Source organism: Mucilaginibacter lacusdianchii, from assembly GCF_009770985.1.
In the GTDB taxonomy this organism is placed as follows: domain Bacteria; phylum Bacteroidota; class Bacteroidia; order Sphingobacteriales; family Sphingobacteriaceae; genus Mucilaginibacter; species Mucilaginibacter lacusdianchii.
This window is the reverse complement of record NZ_WSRW01000001.1, coordinates 186,058-206,888: the sequence shown is the minus strand read 5'-3', so window position 1 is coordinate 206,888 and position 20,831 is coordinate 186,058. Positions and strand designations below refer to the sequence as shown.

General features: G+C 42.3%; 13 protein-coding genes. 3 read left to right on the top strand and 10 right to left on the bottom strand.

The annotated features are described in order from the left end of the window. Positions 1 to 82: 82 nt before the first annotated feature. The 3 genes from GPM24_RS00970 to GPM24_RS00960 form a co-directional block, all read right to left on the bottom strand. Positions 83 to 514: a retropepsin-like aspartic protease gene (locus GPM24_RS00970; protein WP_158824874.1), complete on the bottom strand. Its 432-nt coding sequence runs from the start codon at positions 512 to 514 to the stop codon at positions 83 to 85. 94 nt (positions 515 to 608) lie between these two features. After that, complete coding sequence (tamL, locus tag GPM24_RS00965; RefSeq protein ID WP_158824873.1) at positions 609 to 2,867, bottom strand: translocation and assembly module lipoprotein TamL; 2,259 nt, start codon at positions 2,865 to 2,867, stop codon at positions 609 to 611. Continuing rightward, positions 2,860 to 8,031, bottom strand: coding sequence for a translocation/assembly module TamB domain-containing protein (locus tag GPM24_RS00960; RefSeq protein ID WP_158824872.1), 5,172 nt, complete (start codon positions 8,029 to 8,031; stop codon positions 2,860 to 2,862). Before GPM24_RS00960 ends, tamL begins: the two co-directional genes overlap by 8 nt. Positions 8,032 to 8,339: 308 nt before the next feature. Here GPM24_RS00960 and dnaE point away from each other — a divergent pair, with 308 nt between their 5' ends. After that, positions 8,340 to 11,927, top strand: a complete 3,588-nt coding sequence (gene dnaE, locus GPM24_RS00955) for a DNA polymerase III subunit alpha (RefSeq protein ID WP_158824871.1) — start codon at positions 8,340 to 8,342, stop codon at positions 11,925 to 11,927. Positions 11,928 to 11,988: 61 nt separating this feature from the next. Here dnaE and GPM24_RS00950 read toward each other — a convergent pair whose 3' ends face one another. Beyond that, positions 11,989 to 13,248, bottom strand: a complete 1,260-nt coding sequence (locus GPM24_RS00950) for an O-antigen ligase family protein (RefSeq protein WP_158824870.1) — start codon at positions 13,246 to 13,248, stop codon at positions 11,989 to 11,991. Positions 13,249 to 13,770: 522 nt separating this feature from the next. Here GPM24_RS00950 and trxA point away from each other — a divergent pair. Further along, positions 13,771 to 14,091 (top strand): thioredoxin, encoded by a 321-nt coding sequence (gene trxA, locus GPM24_RS00945; RefSeq protein WP_158824869.1) that lies wholly within the window; start codon positions 13,771 to 13,773, stop codon positions 14,089 to 14,091. Between the two features lie 70 nt (positions 14,092 to 14,161). After that, positions 14,162 to 15,082: a DUF58 domain-containing protein gene (locus GPM24_RS00940; protein ID WP_158824868.1), complete on the top strand. Its 921-nt coding sequence runs from the start codon at positions 14,162 to 14,164 to the stop codon at positions 15,080 to 15,082. A 94-nt stretch (positions 15,083 to 15,176) separates the two neighbouring features. Here the strand turns inward: GPM24_RS00940 and GPM24_RS00935 are convergent, their stop codons facing one another. The 6 genes from GPM24_RS00935 to GPM24_RS00910 all read right to left on the bottom strand — a co-directional run bounded on the left by GPM24_RS00935 (position 15,177) and on the right by GPM24_RS00910 (position 20,830). Further along, the gene (locus GPM24_RS00935) at positions 15,177 to 16,367 is read right to left on the bottom strand and encodes an aspartate aminotransferase family protein (protein ID WP_158824867.1); all 1,191 of its coding nucleotides are present in this window, start codon (positions 16,365 to 16,367) and stop codon (positions 15,177 to 15,179) included. Positions 16,368 to 16,428: 61 nt separating this feature from the next. Beyond that, positions 16,429 to 16,881, bottom strand: a complete 453-nt coding sequence (locus GPM24_RS00930; RefSeq protein ID WP_158824866.1) for a hypothetical protein — start codon at positions 16,879 to 16,881, stop codon at positions 16,429 to 16,431. 7 nt (positions 16,882 to 16,888) lie between these two features. Further along, positions 16,889 to 17,923, bottom strand: a complete 1,035-nt coding sequence (locus GPM24_RS00925) for a hypothetical protein (RefSeq protein WP_158824865.1) — start codon at positions 17,921 to 17,923, stop codon at positions 16,889 to 16,891. 49 nt (positions 17,924 to 17,972) lie between these two features. Further along, entirely contained in the window at positions 17,973 to 18,527 is a 555-nt protein-coding gene (locus GPM24_RS00920; RefSeq protein WP_158824864.1) for an RNA polymerase sigma factor, read from the bottom strand. A 118-nt stretch (positions 18,528 to 18,645) separates the two neighbouring features. Further along, the gene (bcp, locus tag GPM24_RS00915; RefSeq protein WP_158824863.1) at positions 18,646 to 19,110 is read right to left on the bottom strand and encodes a thioredoxin-dependent thiol peroxidase; all 465 of its coding nucleotides are present in this window, start codon (positions 19,108 to 19,110) and stop codon (positions 18,646 to 18,648) included. A gap of 4 nt (positions 19,111 to 19,114) precedes the next feature. Then, positions 19,115 to 20,830: a M23 family metallopeptidase gene (locus GPM24_RS00910; protein ID WP_158824862.1), complete on the bottom strand. Its 1,716-nt coding sequence runs from the start codon at positions 20,828 to 20,830 to the stop codon at positions 19,115 to 19,117. Between the last annotated feature and the right edge of the window lies 1 nt (position 20,831).

Genomic DNA, 20,831 nt, shown 5'->3' with positions numbered 1-20,831 from the left:
AAAGCCGTTTTACGAAGCTTGTAAACTAATAGTTATACTTAAAATTTGCGCTAGTATGTTTTTTGAAGATTAGATAGAAAAGTTACTCGGCTTTTATAAGTTGTAACTTGCGTTTGCCATAATGAATTATAGCCTCATATTGCATTAAGATATCGCCACCCAAAACGCCCAATACTTGCGGGTGGTTTAATTGAGCATATGCATCATTAATGGTTGATAGATCTAATACGGCAACTTCAAAATGGGGAAGTTTAAGTTTGCCGATTTTTAATTCCGGGATAATAGCCGTATAAGATTGCATGGTAGTGGTACCCAGCCCGGCCGATAATTTTTCGGTAGATTGAATATCGATCTCATCATTAGCCTGTAGCAACATGTGCTGGTCAAATACCGTTTTGGAAGCACCGGTATCTAATACCACTTTGTATGTTTTTTTGCCAACTTTAACATCCACCAAAAGGTGAAAGCCATCGTCGTGCAGATCAATAATTTGTAGTGGTATGTTGATTTTCATGCTATGCCGGTAAAGGTAGCAAAACAGCATCGAATCCTTTAGAAGGAAAAATGATTGTAAACAAAAAGCCCTCTTGATGAAAGAGGGCTTTTTATTAGAAAGGATAACCTATGGCTAAGTTAAACACCATTTTGTCGTAATTGACATTTGAATTGATTGGTTTAAATGGCTTTAGAACAGGGAAACCAAAATCGGTACGTAACACCAGCACACTGGCATCAAAACGTAAACCAAAACCTACGTCGGCCGCCAACTGGCTTAAAAAGTTAGGACCGAAAGTGCCGCCGGGCTGATGACCCTTGGCATTCCAGATGTTACCAGCATCGGCAAACAAAGCACCATATACAATGCTGAACAGGTGCGGACGGTATTCCAAACTGGCTTCCAACTTAATATCACCTGACTGGTCGGCAATAAAACCACCTTCGGTGTTAATGTACTGCGATGGATCTACAACACCCGGACCGATAGACCTTGCTCTGAAACCTCTTAAACTATTTGCACCGCCAATAAAGAATTGCTGGCTATAAGGTAAAATACTGGAGTTACCGTATGGCAAACCTGCGCTGGCAATCAGCTTGGCTGCAATTTGGCTTTTAAGGCCAACTTTATGAAAAAAGCGTATTTCGTTTTCCAGCTTCACATACTGATTAAAATAAGATCCGAACAGCTTTTTAGGATTGCCACCCAAAGTATCGGCACCCATTAATAAACCGGTTAATGTGCCAGATAAACTAACCCGGCCATTGTAATAAAAGGTATTGGTACGATACGTTTCGGTAGTATTGGTATATGTGTAGCCGTAGCTTGGGCCAATGGTAAATTGCGGATCAATTACGTGTTTTAACGTAGGGTTACGGGTTACAATAATGTTGTTGGTGTAAGCAGTGTCTACACTTGCCGGTTTAACATAAGTTACGTTAATCAAGTTCAGCTCGTGCGATTTATGTACGCTTTGTTTCCACTGATAACCGAATGAACCGTTGAATGAATTCAAATTGTACAAACCACTACGGTTTACAATAGAATAGCCAACCGACAGATTAGTGCGCGGAATGTATGCGTTATCAGCCTTAAAGTTGAACGGACTAATAAACCTTGGCCATGACAGCGTGGTTTGAATACCCACTTGCGATAGGGCATGACCGCCACCAAACTGGCCTGATATCTGGCCATCGGTGCTACCAAATAAAGTAATCGTTAACGCCTCGGCACCTTTAAAGGCATTCCGGTTACGCCAGTTTATGTTTAGCTGGGTACCGTTATAATTGGCCGAGGTGGTGCGGGCAAGTACGTCAAATGATAATGATTTGCGTGGATATTGTGTTAAAAAGTAAAAGGCATTTAATTTGGCCGAATCTGTTGTAGATACATCATCAAAACGGTTTCTGACAAACTTAAACGGACCTAATTCAACAAAGCGGTTTAATGAATAGTTATGGTCGGTACGATTATAAACTTCGCCGGGGTGCAACAGTATGGTGTTTTTAAACACAAACGGACGTACTGTGCGGCGCGGGTCAATCACGTTATACCAACGGTAACGTTCAGCAGAATCCAGTTTCAAAGCTGTATCACGCAACGAGTAGCGCGGGTAAACGTAAATTTGATTGATGGTGTAAACACGGCGGGCACGTTCACTCACGTCATCTTTAACTTTTACATAAGCATCTACCTGATGACCAGCAATGGTACTATCTATTCTTACTATAATGTTTTCGGGTGCAAAGTAATAAAACCCTTTTTCCTTTAAGCGGGCATCAATACGGATGCGCTCGTTCTTGATCGCATCTAAATTATACTGATCTCCTTTTTTAAGAATAGACTCCGAGGCTGTTGCGGCAATAGCGGTATCTAGTACCTGCTTATCCGTAGGAAAAATGATATTACGGTATTTATACGAGGGGCCTGTAGTAACGGTATAAACTGCTTTAGCTATCTTTTTTTTACCTACCGTGTCACCCGCCACCTGCGCTTGGAAATAACTGCGGTTTTGCAATCGGTTTTGCAAAATTGTGCTGTTTTGGGTTAGGTCAACAGCACTCACTAATACTGGCGGTTCGCCAAACTTAGTGTTTAGCCAGTGTTTTAATCCTTTGGTTTTGGTGGTCCGTGTTTTTTGATATACCCATAATTTAAATCTGAATGGCCCGATTTTGCCGTTAGGTTCAGGTCTTAATAAAGCCTGCATGTCAGCTTTCAGCAGGCTCTTTTCGCGTTTGGATAGGTCTTTATCAGTAATATTTACTTCTCCACCGGTGTACAACTTTTGCCCTGGTGGCAAATCTTTAGTAGTACTACAAGCAGAAAGCAGGGTAGCAGTAAATAATAAATAAGCTAAATTTTTAGTCATTGGTTTGGTTTGTAGAGGTTGTTTGTTTAGGCTCCTCAGCCGGTTGTTCTTTGTCTTTTTGTTCTTGTTGCTGCTTTTTTTCTTTTTCCTCTTGTTTTCGCTGTCTCAGCAATGCTTTATCCTCTCGGCTGTTTTTCGAGAATATCTCTTTAAAGCGGTTATAATCTACATTCAATGAAAAACCGACGCCGGTTTCAACAACCTGTCCTTGTATTACAATGTATTGGTCACGACGGTAAGCACGCAGCATATAGCGGCCGTCTTTAGTAAGGCGATAGTTTACGTTTACGTTGCCTGCAATTGTGCTTGAGCTTTGTCCCGGTTGCTGTTTGCCTTCTAACTGGAAGTTATTGCCTACGGTAACAGTCAATCGGTCGTTCAGGAAGCGTTTTGACAAACCGACGTTCAAATCAGTTCGGTTTTGCTCGGTACCGGTCGAGTAATCCTGACCCGATTGCAAGTCGAAACTCAAATCAACACCGCCAATAAAGCTGCCTGCAAGCTTATTCAACTGGTCTGACAGTAAACTGCTCACGCTATTACGCACCGCACCTTCTACACCGGCGCTTCCACCCTGGCTTTGTAGTGGGTTATCACCAATAAAGTGGCCCAGTACCAACACGCCCAATACCTGCTTGTTCAACTCGTTAGGGTCTCGTTTAATCTGGTCTAAACGGGTGTTTACATTGTTTACCACATCTTGCGGTACAGTGTAATTGCTATCTGGCAATACAATGTCAAAACTGATTTTTGGTGTTAACAGCTGATCGGTTAAGTTCAGATTGATATTGAATGGTAGCTTTTGTTTATACACCGTGCGCTGTGCATCAGTACCGCCCAACTGATCGTCTACCAAGTCAATAGGAGGTACATTGGCCACATAAATGGCAGTCAGGTTAATATTGGCACTGGTTGGATCACCTGTCCAAACAATAGTACTGCCAGGTTTAAATATAAAGCGGCGATTAACAGGGCCGTATGATAGCTGATAAGAACCTTCGGCTACCGTATAAGTACCGGTAAGCGATATTTTACCGCTTGGATCAATACCTGCGTTCAATTGTGCATCACCTTTAATGTGAACCACGTCGCCGTTGCGTTCGTCAATCACAATATTAAAGTTGGCCGCTTTGCTTACCCGTAAGGTAGCATTCACATCCAAGCCATTGATGTCTGATTTGCGCAGCGAATCCAGTTGCTTGGCCAGCAGTATCGAATCCAGCTTAGGAGCATCGGCATCAATAAATTCAACCACACCTTTCCGGTCTTCCACACTTGGGTCTGTGGTAGGCAACACAAAGGTCATGTCGGTTTTATCGTTTACGGTAAGGGTAGCATCTACTACGGGCTTGTTCATGTCGCCGCGTATCTTAATGCGGCTGTCGATATAAAGCTGACCATAAAACAACTTGTTATCAGCTTGGGTGGAATTCACTGCACGGAAATTATCGGTGCGGATGTCCAATCCAAACTTAAAATCGGTAAAGGTTTTGGTATATACGCCTCCTGTGATGATAGCTTTGTTGCCAGTAGAGTCAACCAAAGTAAAGTCGTTAAATATCACGCCTTCGTTATTAAAAGTAATGCGCTCATCGGGCATGGTAAAGTATGAGTTCAGCATCGATACGTTGAAACCTACTTTGTTGAAGTTAACATCGCCGCGTACCTGTGGTGCAGAGGTAGTGCCGCCAATTTTAATTTGGCCGGTAATGTTACCACTGGCATTACGGATGTTGCCAAAACTGAAACCTTCAATGCTTTTCATGTTTAGGGTAACAATGTCCAGCGTCATATCCATACGGCCAGCTGGCGTACCGGTGTAGTATAAGCCGCCTAAGTTAACTTGGTTACCATAACCTGTAACGCGTACGTCGGCCGCATAGGCGTTAGCAGTTTGGTTATTTACCTTAATGGCAATATTACCTACAGTGTCACCTTTGAAGTTAAAGTCGCCAACATTCATATCGGCCACAAAAACAGGTGAAGTTTGCAGATTGCTTACGTTGGCTCGGCCGTTAATGGTACCACCAACCAATAACGAATCTTGCTGCGCCAGGCGGGTTAAGGTTTCAATATGGAAGTTGTTGAACTGAACAGTTAACGGTGCGTTAGGCTGCAGCGGCGAACTGCTTACGCTTAGCACCTGGTTGTTGTTGGTGATGGCAAAATCGCGCGCCAAAACACCTCGGCTTCCAAATTGCAGGGCATTGTTCGGGTTAACCGTCCAGGCCATATAATCCAGCAACAAGCCGTTTTGTAAAAAGCTGAATTGATAAGCGCCCGGCAATACGTCAAACACACCGGCTATGCGGTAACGTTCTTTGCGTGAGGCATCGCGTATTTGCAGACTCAAATTCAGATGGTCGTTTTGTGCGTTACCTGTAATGCTAGGGTAAAGCAGTTTTAAGCTGCTTCCTGCTTGTATCTGGTCAAAAGTTAAGCCGTAATTGAGGGCATTATTTTGGGTGTTGATATTCAGCTTGCCATTGCTTACCACATTGGTGCCATACACAATGCGTGGCATGGTGCCATTAACCAATAACTCGCCGGTTTGGCTGTTAAAGCGGCCATTAATTAACACAGGGTCCAACTGTTTTAAATCGGGTGCAAACTGGGTAACCAGTGCCGTTTTAACAATGCGTAAGTCAAAGTTAAACTGTTGTGGCGGATAGGTGGTTTTTGCAGTGGTGGTTCGAGCTGTACGTGCAGCAGGGGCACCACTGGCTAAAGCTGTATTGAAATATTTATTGATGTTATCCTGCAAAGCGGTACCAATTTGCGTTAACTGGTATTTACCACCTAAGTGTGCGTTCAGGAAAGGTGTATGCAAACGAAGGCTGCTGCTATCAGCATTGGCAGTAGATACCACGCTTACGGTATCTAATTGTATGCGCTGGCCTTTGTTTACCAAAATCATATCCGTTAGCAGTACACTACCGTTCAAAAAATCAGGGTCGGCAGTTGGTAAATCGGCTACTACTTTGCCATGAAAGCGCATATCATCTTTTACAAAGCCTAGGCGCTGCAGGTTCACGCTATCCACCAAAACATTGGCTTTAACCGACGGGTACTTTTTGTTCATGTTAGCCGTTGCATCCAAACTAAAATTAATGTTTGGATCGCGTATGCGGGCAGTGGCTACATAAGCGCCATTACGGGCAGAACCACGGGCTATTAAATTGCGATAAGTATAACCCTGTACTTGTGCACTGGCTACATCAGCCGCAAATTTCACGTTCAAATGTTTAGGATCGGCACCAGCACCTTGTATGTTAGCAGTTAAAGTTAAGCGGCCAACAGTTTTAGGTTGCTTGGTTAAAGCGCCTACATTCAGGTTATTTGCTTTTGCTTTTACATTATAAGCAATGCGTTTCATATCCATGGCATTGCGCACGTTGGCCGTTACATCGGCCGCGCCATAGCTGGAGCGCAGGTTTAGGCGGGTATCAAAGGTTTGCATGCTACCTTTGAAGTTGCCTTTCAAATCTATGTTCTCTGGAATGCTTACTGTATTAGGTATGGTGCCACGAGGGGCCAAACTATAAATATCACGGCGAGTAGTGCGGAAGTCGGCAATATCTACATCAAAGTAAGCCTTATTCACATCGGGCAAGCCTTTAAGAGTAGCCGATGTTTTAACATAGGTGTTGGATAAACCAATCAGTTCAAAATTATTGATGCGCAGATTGTTTACCTGCCCGTTAACCCGGCCGTTAATGCGTAGTACAGAGTTTGGTGAGCTACGGAACGGCTCCATAGAAGCCATAGTTGGCATCAGCAGCAATACATCACGCAAGCCTAATCGGCTACCGTCTAAATTAGCGTTGATGCTCAGGCTGCCGATGTTTTTACTTAGTGCATCAATAGAAGGGTAGGCTACTTCCAGGTTCCGCTGTATAATGGTTTGTGGGGTAGCTACATATAAATCTTTCAGGTAAGCGCTTTTAGGGCCGTAAAAGAATGCCGTGCGGAACTCTTTAAGGTTAAAACCGCTTTTATCGCTAAAGGCAAACTGGTTTACTTTACCTGATGTGCTATCAGTGCTGTAACGCAAATCCTGAATATCGGCAGTCAGTCCTTTGATGTTCATGTGGCCAAAATCTAAGCCATGGCGTAGCGGTGCCTGTGCGTTGTTGTCAAAGCGGATATCGTTGTTAGCCAGACTAAGCTTGCCTAAGTTAACATACCAGCCCTTTTTATTGCCGGCAGCAGCGGTTACCAAAGTGTCAATTTTCTTAGCTGTTTTTTCTACCGCCTTTTGTACGGTTTCAGGCTTGGCTAAAGTAAGTCCTGCTTTGGTGTCATTTAGCTCAATGCTTTTAATGCCAATGCGCTGATTTTTAAGGTCGATGTTATCCATCTCCACCAAAAACTTACCTAGGTTTACCTTGCTCTGCATTTCGCGGGTGCGGTAATCTACATTGATTTTTGAAACGTCGATGGTACCTAAATCCAAGCTCAAATTCATTGGCTGGGTGGCGGTATCAACAGTAGCAGCCTGGCCTATGGATGAGCCAGCCGGGGTTTGGATAATACGGGCGTTTACATCCGATAAGGTAATTTTAGGGATAGAAAACTTCATCTTATCCATATCAAAATCTTTAATACGGGTATCAAAATGGCCCAGCAAAAATTTAACGTCATTGCCGGTGGTTACATCTTTATAAGAGATATTGATACGGTCCAGATTTATTTTGTCCAGCGAGAACTTCATGGTCGAGGTGGTATCCTCGGGTTTCGGTTCTTTCTTCTGTTCGCCGGCAAAGGCTTTGATAATATAATCGAAGTTAAAAGTGCTATCGGCGCCGCGGTTTATTTTGGCGGTAATGCCTTGCAGGTTTATTTCGTTTACCTCTACTTTATGATCCAGCAGTTTCAGCAGACTGATATCAACTTTTAGTTTGTCGCCGGCAATTAAGGTGTCTCGTTTTTGATCTTCAAAGTAAACGTCTTCCAAAACCAGCAGTTTGGGCAGACCGAGAGTAATGTGGCCAATTTCAACCTTAGTATGAATTTTGCCTTCTAAAAAGTTAACAGCTTTGTTCTTGGCAAACTGTTGCACGGCCGGTACTTGTATCAAAACGAATACAAGAAGCACCAGAAAAATGACACTCGCAACTATCCAAAGAATCGTTTTTAAAGCTATACGTCCAAATTTTTCCAATTTATGTAAGTTTTCGCAGGGTGAAGAAGAATGTGGTTTGACTAGAGCAAACCGTGTGCCTTTTAGCACTATTAGCGCTAAAAAGCGCAATGTTTTAAGGTAAAACTTATAAACACCTAGAAAGTTTTTTATGTGGAAAACCCGTTTAAAAAGGTAGTAATCATCATATAAATTGATAAATGCCTGACTGTAAGCTGACGCCGAATGAAAGCAAGCAAAATGACATAAATAACAGCTCTTAGTTCCTGTTTCTTGTCTCTCGGCTCTTTTCTTTTTCGTAAATTTGTAATTGTTGACCCGGATAAGTTATGCCTGATTTTTCTCACTTACACGTACATACCCAATTCTCTTTACTGGACGGTGCCGCCGATATTTCAAAACTGTATAAAAAGGCAGCTGCGGATGGCATGAAGGCCCTGGCCATCACAGACCATGGTAACATGTTTGGTGTATTTAAATTTGTGGCCGAAGCCGCTAAGCACAATGTAAAGCCCATCGTAGGTTGTGAATTTTACGTAGTAGAAGACCGTCATAAAAAGCAGTTTACCAAAGAGAAAAAAGACGTTCGGCATCACCAGTTGTTTTTAGCCAAAAACGCGGAGGGCTATCGTAACCTCATCAAGCTATGCTCATACGGGTACATGGAGGGTTTATATAGCAAATGGCCTCGTATTGATAAAGAACTTATTTTAAAACACCATAAAGGCTTAATTGCTACCTCGTGCTGTATCGGTGCATCAGTGCCGCAGGCTATCCTGAAAAAGAGTGAAGAAGAGGCCGAACAGGAGTTTAAATGGTGGCTTGATCTATTTGGTGAGGATTACTATATCGAGCTGCAACGCCACGAAATTCCGGAGCAAGAAATTATTAATAATACGCTGCTTAAGTTCTCTAAAAAGCATAACGTTAAAGTTATCTGTTCTAACGACTCGCATTATGTGGATCAGCAGGATGCCAACGCGCACGATATTTTGCTTTGTGTTAACACCGGCGATATGCAGAGCACACCTATAGCAACCGACGAAGAGGGAGGCAAAGGTTATCGTTTTGGTTTTCCGAATGATCAGTTCTATTTTAAAACACAGGCCGAAATGGGCCAGCTGTTTCATGACCTCCCCGAATCATTAGATAACACCAACGAGATTGTAGATAAGGTAGACGTGCTGAAGCTGAAACGCGATATCATGCTGCCTAACTTTCCGATACCTCAGGAATTTAAGATCCACCAAGGCCCGGAATCGGACAACCTGAATCAGTGGGAGTACCTGAAGCACTTAACTTTTACCGGTGCTAAAGAACGGTATAAAGATATTACGCCCGATGTGCAGGAACGCCTCGACTTTGAGTTGTTCACTATCAAAACTATGGGTTTTGCGGGTTACTTCCTTATCGTGTCCGACTTTATTAAGGCCGGGCGAGATATCGGCGTATTCATCGGGCCGGGCCGTGGTTCGGCAGCCGGATCGGCGGTGGCTTACTGCATTGGTATCACCAACATCGATCCTATTAAATATAACCTACTGTTCGAGAGGTTCTTGAACCCCGACCGTAAATCGATGCCCGATATTGATACCGACTTTGATGATGCGGGTAGGCAGCGGGTTATTGATTACGTGGTAGATAAATACGGCAAAAACCAGGTAGCGCAAATTATTACATACGGTTCTATGGCGGCCCGTACCAGTATCCAGGACGTAGGCCGGGTGTTGGATATGCCTTTATCTGAGGTAAACGCCATGAAGAAGCTGGTACCCGATACCTTGGGTATTACCTTAAAGCAGGCTATTGAGCAAGTACCCGAATTACAGGAAATTAAAAAAGGTAGTGATTTACGCGGTACCGTATTGCGTGAGGCCGAAAAGCTAGAAGGCTCAGTACGGAATACAGGTGTACACGCTGCGGGTTTGATTATTGCGCCCGACGACTTAACCAACATTGTACCGGTAGCAACGGCTAAAGACTCCGACCTGCTGGTGACCCAGTACGACGGTAGGGTAATTGAAGATGCCGGTGTAATCAAAATGGACTTTTTGGGTCTGAAAACCTTGACCATCATCAAGGATGCCCTGCGCATGATTAAGCAGAATCACGGCGTTGAAATAGACATAGATTATATACCGCTTACCGATCAAAAAACTTACGAACTATACCAGCGTGGCGATACCAACGGTACATTCCAGTTTGAGAGCGACGGTATGCAAATGTACCTGCGCGAGCTAAAACCCGATAGGTTTGAGGATTTAATTGCCATGAACGCGCTGTACCGCCCAGGGCCAATTGAGTATATACCAAACTTTATTAAACGTAAACATGGTTTAGAACCCGTTACTTTTGACCTTCCGGATATGGAAGAGTACCTAGGCGAAACCTATGGTATTACCGTATACCAGGAACAGGTGATGCTTTTATCACAAAAGCTGGCCGGCTTTAGCAAAGGTGATGCCGACGTATTGCGTAAGGCGATGGGTAAAAAGCAGATTGAGGTACTCAACAAAATGGAGTCTCAGTTTGTGGAGGGAGCTACGGCCAAAGGTCATCCAAAAGATAAGCTAACCAAAATATGGAACGACTGGAAAGCGTTTGCGCAGTACGCGTTCAATAAATCGCACTCTACCTGTTATGCGTTTGTAGCCTATCAAACAGCTTATCTGAAAGCGCATTACCCGTCAGAGTACATGGCTGCGGTTTTAAATAACCAAAACAGTATCGAAAAAATATCTTTCTTTATGGAAGAAACCCGGCGCATGGGCATTAACGTGCTGGGGCCGGATGTGAACGAATCGGATATGGCTTTTGCCGTAAATAAGAAAGGTGATGTTCGTTTTGGCCTAACCGGTGTAAAAGGGGTGGGCGAAAAGGCCATTGAAAGTATTATAGAAGAGCGTAGAGAGCGTGGTCCATACCAATCGGTTTTTGATTTTGCCCAGCGCAGCAATCCACGTAACGTTAATAAAAAAGCTTACGAAAACCTTGTTTACAGTGGTGCATTTGATAGCTACGGCTTAAAGCGTGCACAGTTTTTTGCCAAGACAGAAAACAGTCAGTTCACCGGTATCGAGCGTTTAATAAAGTATTCTAACGACTATCAAAATTCGCAAAATTCATCTCAAGCCTCACTGTTTGGCAGCTCGGGCATGTCGGCGTATATTCCCGAACCGGCTATGCCTGAGGTGGAAGAGTGGCCGCTGATTGAAAAGCTGAAGTACGAGAAAGACGTGATTGGCATCTACCTGACCGGTCACCCACTGGACAACTACAAGCTGGAACTGGAAAAATACTGCCAGTGTAAGGTATCAGACTTGAAAGTGCTGGTGGCTATGCGTAGCGGAGAAGCAAAGGAGGATATGGTGGAGCGTTTTAATCAACTGCGCCGTATGGGTGAATTGAGCATTGGTGGTTTAATGGCCAATGTGCAGCATAAAATGACGAAAACGGGTAAGCCATTTGGTACGTTTATACTGGAAGATTATAACGATTCGTACGAATTTGCGCTGTTTGGCGATGACTACATCAAGTTCCGCAACCTGCTGGGAGATGGATACTTTGTACAGCTTAAAGGAAATGTCGAAGAAAAGTATCGCCAGAAAGATAATTGGGATTTGCGCCTGTCGGCCATCAACCTTTTGTCAGAAATGCGCGATAAGTTTACCAAATCGCTCACGGTATGTTTGCATTTGCACAACCTGAACGAGCAGCTGCTGACCAGTCTGGAGCAAGCGGTAAACAAAAACAACGATAAGTACCAAAACCGTAATTGTGCCTTGCGTTTCATGGTTAAAGACAGTGAAGATACCTTATTTATCGATCTTCCGTCTAAAACCTGCAAGGTAAATCCAAGCGATGATTTGCTGGAGGAAATTCTTAATTTAACGAATGTGCCGCCTATATTAAAGTAATGTGTAATATAGCATCATAATGCAAGTGCTTAGTTGAACATAAGCTGCTTGCATTATGATGTTATGCACTGGATTTATGTAACTCATACTGGTTTTCTACAACGTCATTTATTGGGGTAAACTTCTTAACAGATGATCGCTGTATATCTATCCCAAAAAATGTATTTTTAGACAAAAGAAAGCTGGTTATCAACCAATAAAAAGCCATTACGGGTATATACAAGATAGCGCCATCCGAAAAAGATAAGATCAAGTATAACAACAAACCCTGAAACAAAGCCGTTTTGAATCTTGACTTTTTGTATCTGGTGATACCGAGAATATAAATTATCAGGGGAGCCAACATAGAGAGCAAAAAAAAGATTAGCCCTAAAATACCAAAGCCGTCTAGCACCGAGATGTAAATAATTTCTGCAATCAAAGAAAACTTTTTGCTGGTAATGAACTCAATTTCTTTGAGTTTTTCTAATTGTTTGGCACGACCGCCTAAATTTTTATCAAATAGAAAAGTAAGGTCATAATTCATAAAGCTAAGCATATAGCCTATACTTATACCAATTACCACAAATGAAATGATAACGAATATGATGTTTTTTATCCCGGCCTTTTTATTGAAAATTTTGAATACCTGAAACAGCATAATACCTATCCAAACCGTACGGGATAGTGTTAATACCAGCGAAAGATAAACGGCCAGCTTTTTTAATGAACTTTTTTCAAGCTGGTTATAAAGTGGCAAGAACATCAATACAGATACCCCAAAAATGTTACCGTTATTATAGGTTGATATGAGTTTGAATAACGAACCGCGGTTGATGAACTTATTTTCAAGTTGGCCAAAGTCGTCGGCGTTAACAGTGAGGTAAGGTATTTCTAAAAATTTCTTCGTAACTACTTTGTAGATAAAAAGGGCAATACCATATACTGCAATAAAAAAGATGGCGCGTTTTATTTGTTTAAAAGTATAATGCAGATCTATGCGGTCTATATAGTAGCCCGTTATAATCAAAAAGAAGAACGGAAGAAATATAAAACTAGTGAGCAGTGATATGTAGAAGCCTGTACTGGCCACCCCATTCACTGCAAAAACCATTATACAATATAGTTGAAAAGGTATTGATACCGCAAATGCCAGCAACCGGTTTACGGTTATGCTAAACTGGTTGGTAATAATTATTTTAGCAACAATTAATAAAAAAGTAAAAGCCAGTAACAGGTACCCCCAAGTAATAGGAACATTTCCAACCTTGAATCCACCTTTTGGAAACGCAATTAGAAATAGAACCAGCAAGCTGATATATGCTTTTTTACCAATACTCACAGTTAGACGAATAGGGTTGCTTTATAAAACATTTTCTGTTTATAAGCCAACCAATGTTGCACTGTAAGAATAATTTCTCACAGTCATGAAATTACTTTGCTTTTTAGATAACAACGTTAAATCTTATATTCAGTATATAAGCATTCAAAAATCTAGGTGAATGAAGCTTCAAAAGTATATGGATATAAGTCACCTTACAACGCAACACATCTGTATGTGTTTGAATTGATTAGGTTTTATTTATTCTATGGTTAATAGTGAGAAGCTTTGTGATTTATTATCCTATTTGTTCACAAATCGGTAATTTGACATACTTAATTTATAAGCAGATAGCGTTTCGTTAATAAAGGTGGTAATGATATAATGTTATGTTACAGATATTTTAACCAACTAGGGAGTATGTCATGTATGGGGTTAAAAATCATCTGCCCGTAATAAAATTGTCACAATGTCATACTGGTACTTGTGGCAAGCTATTTGATTATCATATATTTGTTAATACAAATTTAAAACTAAAAAATCATGGCTTTAGAAATTACCGATGCTAACTTTGAAGAGTTGGTATTAAAAGCAGATAAACCCGTATTGGTTGACTTTTGGGCTGAATGGTGCGGTCCGTGTCGTATGGTTGGCCCAGTGGTTGAAGAAATTGCAAAAGACTACGAAGGTCAGGCTTTAGTGGGTAAAGTAAATGTGGATAACAATCCTGGCATTTCAATGAAATTTGGTATCCGCAATATCCCTGCTTTATTGTTCTTTAAAGATGGTCAGATTGTTGACAAACAAATTGGTGCTGTGCCAAAATCAGTGTTAGCTGATAAACTAGCTAAACAATTAGCGTAAGCATCATCCTAAAATATATCGAAAAGCGTTACTCATTACAGTAACGCTTTTTTTGTTTACCTTGTAATCGATGGCTGATTTAAATACCAATCAGGAAATACGGCATCTGGCCAACCTCGAGCTACTGGCCCGGCAGGTGGTGGAAGGCTTTATAACTGGCTTGCACCAAAGTCCGTTTCATGGCTTTTCTGTAGAGTTTGCCGAACACCGGTTGTACAACAGCGGCGAATCAGTAAAAAATATTGATTGGAAACTGTTTGCTAAAACAGATAAACTATTTGTAAAGCAGTTTGAAGAAGAAACCAATCTGCGTTGTTATTTACTGCTGGATACGTCATCTTCCATGAACTATCCGCAAAAGGGTAAAAATAAACTCGAGTTCTCGGTACATGCTGTCGCCTCGTTGATGTACTTGTTCAAGAAGCAGCGTGATGCATTTGGGCTGTGCCTGTTCTCCGATAAAATTGACTGGCTAAGCGCGGCACGTTCAACTACAACGCATCTGTTTTATTTATTTGCTGAGTTGGAAAAGGCGTATAGTCAACCAAGAACCAATACGCAAACTCGCCTTACGGATGTCATCCATCATGTGGCAGAAGAAGTACACCAACGTTCGATGATTATTATTTTTAGCGATATGTTGGAGAACAGCCTAAACGCCGAAAAGACACAAGCCTTATTTTCCGCTCTTCAACATCTGAAGTATAACAAGCACGAGGTAATTATTTTTAATGTGAATGATCGCCGCCACGAACTGGATTTTAATTTTGATAACCGTCCGCACCATTTTGTGGATATAGAAAGCGGCGAGGAAATTAAAGTACATCCCGGCCGTGTACGTGATAGTTATCGTAATGCCATTGAACAATACCGCCATGACCTAGCACTCAAATGCGCCCAGTACGGTGTAGATTTGGTGGATACTAACATTCATGAAGGCTATAACGCTTTGCTGAAGGCTTATTTGGTAAAAAGGAATAAGGTGATATAGTGTTTTATGGTTAATGGTAAGTGCTGTAATTGCAATTGGTCCAAAATGACGTTTTTAATAATCAACTTAAAGTAATAGCAAAGCACTAACTCTGCTATCGTACATAGTAACCAATCGCCTCTAAAATCACCTCACAAGCATCGCGAATTTGCTGCTCGGTAATGATAAGGGGAGGGGCAATGCGCATAGAATTGCTGCAATGTAAAAACCAGTCGGTGATGATGCCGTTTTCAATGCAACGGTCTATAATCTTTTTATTCAGATCAAAGCTTTCCAATTCAACAGCCAGCATCAAACCTTTGCCACGTATTTGTTTAACAGCCGGATGGTTAAGTAGCTGTTTAAAAAGTAGTTCTTTATCGGCAACTTGTTCAATCAGGTTGTTTTGAGTAAGCACTTCCAAAGAAGCCAAGCCTGAAGCACAGCATACCGGATGACCACCAAAGGTTGTGATATGGCCTAAAATAGGGTTGTTCTTTAAAGCACCCATTACATCAGTTGACGCTATAAAAGCGCCTAAAGGCATGCCACCACCCAACGCTTTACCTAGTACTAAAATATCGGGCTCTATGTCAAAATGTTCAAAGGCAAACAACTTGCCGGTACGGCCAAATGCTGTTTGGTTTTCATCCAGTATCAGAAATGTGCCAGTTTCATTGCAACGCTCGCGCAGGGCTTGCATGTAAGCGGCGTTGGGTACACGAATGCCAGCTTCGCCTTGTATAGTTTCCAGTATTACACAGGCTGTTTCCTTAGTAATGAATTGTAGATCGTCTGGGTTGTTAAACTCAATAAATTGTACACCTGGTAGCAACGGACGGTAAGCTTGTTTAAATTCTTCATTGCCCATTACACTTAATGCACCATGTGTACTGCCATGATATGAATTTTTGCAGGCGATTATTTGGTGCCGACCAGTATAACGCTTAGCTAGTTTCAAAGCCCCTTCAATAGCCTCTGCACCTGAATTGGTAAAGTAAACCGACTGCAAACTATCAGGTAAATAGCTTACCAGCTTTTCGGCGAAACGTACCTGCGGAGTTTGCACATATTCACCATACACCATCAGGTGCATATACTTATCCAATTGCTGTTTAATGGCTTCAATCACCTGAGGGTTTCCATGACCAATATTACTTACTCCAATGCCCGAAATTAAATCTAAGCTGGCTTTGCCCTCGGCATCATACATATAAACACCCTCGGCTCGTTCAAATTCCAGCATTAATGGAAAATCAGTGGTTTGGGCATTGTTGGCTAAAAAAAGCTGGCGAAGTGTAAGCATGGTGCAAAAATAAAAAAGGCTTACCATTGTGGGGTAAGCCTTTGCTTATAATATTGTAAAATTACTCGGGCCTGCCGCGGCGTTCGCCCAGTTGTCTGATCAATTCTTTAGTAAACTCGTTTTCGCTTTTAAAGATTTGACTAACCTTTTGGGGTGGCAGAATTTTTAAGAACTCATCCGTATAGCGTCTTTTAATTTCTACCAGCTTTTCATCATAGTACATTTCTTTACGTACCTGATCGCTGCCATTAGGATTAGACATGTTTAAGCGTTTCTGACGTCTAACGTCTACCATTTCATTGTGATACTGCCGGTAAACAGGCCAAAATCTAGACGCCTCATCATCTGTGAGGTCAAGCTTATCTTTAATGTAATTTTCCTTAACCGCATCAATTCTTAATGCCGGTCCGGTGTGGCTATCTCTAAAGGCGGGTGGTTGCCTGAACTGACTAAAGCCCTTGAAACCCGTACAGACACAAGCAATAACTAATATATATTTAACTAACTTATTCATTTTTTAATTACTCCTCATCCAGGTCATCCTGTAGGGCGGCCTTTAAACTGTTAATATCAAGTTGTGTGCTTTCGGTTACAACGGTATGTTCAGAATCTGAGGCGTCGGTTTGTTGTTCTAAATAACTTTCAATAGCACTTGCCGGTATCTCAGAAAGCTCTTTATGCAAAACAGAATTTTTGTGCTGTGCTTCAGGGCTTGCGCCTTGTTTAACATATATAGCTACACCCACTATCAAAGCAAAACAGGCGGCACTGGCATATTTCAATGCGGCAGATGAAACCAGTTTACGGATAATGCTACGCCTTGCAGGCTGCATAATTACCACTTTAGCTTCCTGCTTTTCGCTGGTTTGACTTAAAATGCTCTCGGTGAGTTGGCTAAAATAACCTTCCGGAACGGTAAATGCATTATCAGCGTTTACCGATTCTTCTAATTGAATGCGACCGGTAATTTGCTCGTGCAACTGGTCAAAGTAGCCTTCAGGTATAACGTAGCCTGCTTCATTAGGTTGGCCAGCCATATCTTCAATAGCTATGCGGCTCATCAGGTTGCTGCTTAGTTCGTCAAAATAACCTTGTGGTACTGTAAAGCCATCATCTTCTGCGTTCACCATTTCATCAATGGCAATGCGGCTTTGGATGTTATTACTTAACTCGTCAAAGTAACCTTCGGGCACTTTAAAGCCAGCATCTTCTGCTGATGTTATCTCTTCAATAGCTATGCGGCTTTGTATGTTGCTGCTTAGTTCGTCAAAGTAATTCTCCGGTACAGTTAAACCCAGCGTATCTTTGGGTAAAGCCTCTTCAATAGCTATACGGCTTTGAATCTGGCTGCTTAAATCGTCAAAGTAATTCTCCGGAACGGTAAAGCCATAGGCAGGCTCGTCCTGTTTCAGGTCGTCTAAATGTACATACGATTGTAATCGCTGGCTTAAATCGTCAAAGTAACCGTCAGGCACAGTGAACGGGCTTCCTTTCGGAAACATCCTTAACACCGCATCCTCGTCCGGCCATTGCATATTTTCCATATCGATTTCCATATCCCCTGTTAGATTAAATTACCACCAAAAGGTTTAATCAAAAAAGAAATTAATCTTTTGATGTCAAATAATGTTCTATCTTCTTGACTGCCAGGTGAAAAGATGCCTTTAATGCACCCACGCTGGTACCCAAAACTTCAGAAATTTCTTCATACTTCATGTCATCAAAGTATTTCATATTAAAAACCAGCCGCTGTTTTTCGGGCAGCGTAAGCAGCGCCTGCTGCAATTTCATCTGCACTTTATCACCGTTAAAATAAGTCGAATCGGCTAATGATTCGGCCAGTTCGTACGATACGTCATCCAGCGGTATATTGTTCTTCTGTTTCTTTTTGTTCAGAAAAGTGATACACTCGTTGGTAGCTATGCGGTACATCCAGGTGTACAGCTGTGCGTCGTTACGGAAGCCCGGCAGGTTTTTCCAAACCTTCACAAACACATCCTGCACTAAGTCATCCGCATCGTCATGATTTACTACCATGCGCCTAACGTGCCAGTAAATTTTTTGCTGATACTTTTTCAGCAGCAAGTTAAAAGCTTCGTTCCGTGTCCTTTCGTTCTGGAACTTTTCCAATATTTCGGTATCACTAACCTGTAATGACATTTATGTTTCTTATATATAAGATGAATTTTGAGCTATTAAGTTTAATCGGATAATAACAAAAATGTTACTTACGCCCTAAACTTGGCTAAAATACTGATTATTTTTTAATCTAGTATTCTTAGGCCTGTAGCAGATCTAACACCTGCTGTGATGAATTTTTAGTGTCTACCTTGCTGATGATATTACGTATAATGCCGTCTTCGCCAATAATAAACGTAGTACGGGCCGTACCCATATAGGTTTTACCATACATGTTTTTTTCTACCCAAACGCCGTAGGCATTAACAATTTCTTGTTCCTCATCGGCAATCAGCGTAAAAGGCAGATTATACTTGGTTACAAACTTTTTGTGCGATTTCTCATCGTCTGTACTTACCCCAATCACCTCATAACCTTGTGCGGCTAATGACTGATAATTGTCGCGAAAATCACACGCCTCGGCAGTGCAGCCCGGCGTATCATCTTTTGGATAAAAGTATAGGATGATGGTTTTGCCTAAGTAGTTGCTTAACGAAACTGTATTGCCGTTTTGGTCTTTTGCGGTAAAATCTGGAGCTTTGTCGCCTGCTTTTAAAGTTGCCATGGTGTTATCGGTTAAATTCGGCAGTATACCGGCTCACGTTATCTTTTTGATCGGTTACTACAAATTCGAGCGTGTGCCTGCCGGGTTGTATGGTATTATCAAATATATATTTTAATATGCGAGTTCGGTAATCTTGCTGCAGCAATATCCACTGCCCGTCAATAGTAGCGCGGTAGCTTTTTATGCCCGATAGATTATCGTGAGCTTTAAAACTGATGCTGCTTACACCCGCCAGGTTACTGCCATCACGGATATTTAATGGTGTTATGACCGGCGGTATGGTATCTACCTTAATATAAAAATCACCAAAAGCCGCTGGTTTAGCTTTTACATAACCATCCTGGTAAATGCCACCTACCGAACCGGCAAGCGCATTTACAATAACAGCCTTGTTAGCCAATGCACCAATGTTGGCATCGGGCTTTATCCACAAATCAAAATTTTCGTGAATTGGGGTAAGCCGGCTGTGGATACGATGCGTTGCCGAATAGGCGCCCGGCATTTGCGGCAGCACCGCATAAGTAAAGTCCAGATCATCGTATAAGTTACCGGGTGGTATAGTTACTTTAACCGGACCATTACTGTACTCGTTACGCTGGTTGTATTTAAACAGTGTGCCCGTAACGGTGTTAACGGGACGGTCTTTCGGAATACTGGCCTGTACTTTTAAGTTTAGTGTAGAGGTGTTGCCTGCCACATCTTTTACTACATATTGTACAGTATGCAACAGTGAATCTTTAAAACTGATAATGCCCCGGTTCTCTGACTGCGGATACAGCGTGATCTGACTGCCTGGTAAAATAAAGCACTTTTGTATCCAACGGCGTGAGAGTACAAACTGTGGATAATCGATATACGCATTAATAGCATGCGTTTTGTCGAACGCAAACCGTTCAACAGAAAAAGTGTATACCGTGCGGTCGTCTACCTTTAATTCAAGCGAGTAAATGCCGTTACGATTTACTGAGGTGCTGTTTTGATCGATGGCCGAAATGCCAAAACCGATATCGCCACTTAAAGACAGTGTTTGCGGATTACTAAGATGATAATTGCCGTTAGCGCCTGCTACACCCAGATACTGCCTTGGCGTATGCTCGCTGAACGGGTGCCCATTAAGTTGATAAATAGTAATGCCGCTGATGCTTGGCGGAACACGGTCTGGAATGGATAAGCCAAAGAGCTGCGGGTTGATAGTTTCTTCAGTAGTAGAGTCGCGTATTTCAAAATGCAGGTGCGGCCCGCCCGAAGCGCCCGTATTACCCGACCAGGCAATTACCTGTCCTTTGGTTACCGGGAATTCAAAGGGTTGCAATTTAAAATCAACTTCGAAGCTTTGATGATCCTGCTGGTATTTACGAACAGTAGCGGCCAGTTCGGGCGATAAATGATCGAGGTGAGCGTAAACGGTGGTGTAACCGTTGGGATGCGTAAGATATACCGCGTTGCCAAACCCGCCCAATTGCACCCGCAGGCGCGATACATAACCGTATAAAGCAGCATGCACGGGGTAACCGGTGCGCTGGTTGGTTTTAAAATCTAACCCGGAATGGAAGTGCATGGCCCTAAGCTCGCCAAAAGAGCCAGCTGTACTAGGGGGTAAATCTAGCGGATATCTAAAATCGGTAGTAGGGTAGGATCTGCTTTGTATTCTATCTTGCGCAAGGGTGCTCAGCACAAGGCATACGCATCCCAGCAAAATAGCGCCGGCTTTCTTAATCATG

Excerpts from the sequence above, each read along its gene's own strand:
- GPM24_RS00970 (WP_158824874.1), bottom strand. The coding sequence starts at position 514 with ATGAAAATCAACATACCACTACAAATTATTGATCTGCACGACGATGGC.
- tamL (WP_158824873.1), bottom strand. The coding sequence starts at position 2,867 with ATGACTAAAAATTTAGCTTATTTATTATTTACTGCTACCCTGCTTTCT.
- dnaE (WP_158824871.1), top strand. The coding sequence starts at position 8,340 with ATGCCTGATTTTTCTCACTTACACGTACATACCCAATTCTCTTTACTG.
- trxA (WP_158824869.1), top strand. The coding sequence starts at position 13,771 with ATGGCTTTAGAAATTACCGATGCTAACTTTGAAGAGTTGGTATTAAAA.
- GPM24_RS00940 (WP_158824868.1), top strand. The coding sequence starts at position 14,162 with ATGGCTGATTTAAATACCAATCAGGAAATACGGCATCTGGCCAACCTC.
- GPM24_RS00935 (WP_158824867.1), bottom strand. The coding sequence starts at position 16,367 with ATGCTTACACTTCGCCAGCTTTTTTTAGCCAACAATGCCCAAACCACT.
- GPM24_RS00930 (WP_158824866.1), bottom strand. The coding sequence starts at position 16,881 with ATGAATAAGTTAGTTAAATATATATTAGTTATTGCTTGTGTCTGTACG.
- GPM24_RS00925 (WP_158824865.1), bottom strand. The coding sequence starts at position 17,923 with ATGGAAATCGATATGGAAAATATGCAATGGCCGGACGAGGATGCGGTG.
- GPM24_RS00920 (WP_158824864.1), bottom strand. The coding sequence starts at position 18,527 with ATGTCATTACAGGTTAGTGATACCGAAATATTGGAAAAGTTCCAGAAC.
- bcp (WP_158824863.1), bottom strand. The coding sequence starts at position 19,110 with ATGGCAACTTTAAAAGCAGGCGACAAAGCTCCAGATTTTACCGCAAAA.
- GPM24_RS00910 (WP_158824862.1), bottom strand. The coding sequence starts at position 20,830 with ATGATTAAGAAAGCCGGCGCTATTTTGCTGGGATGCGTATGCCTTGTG.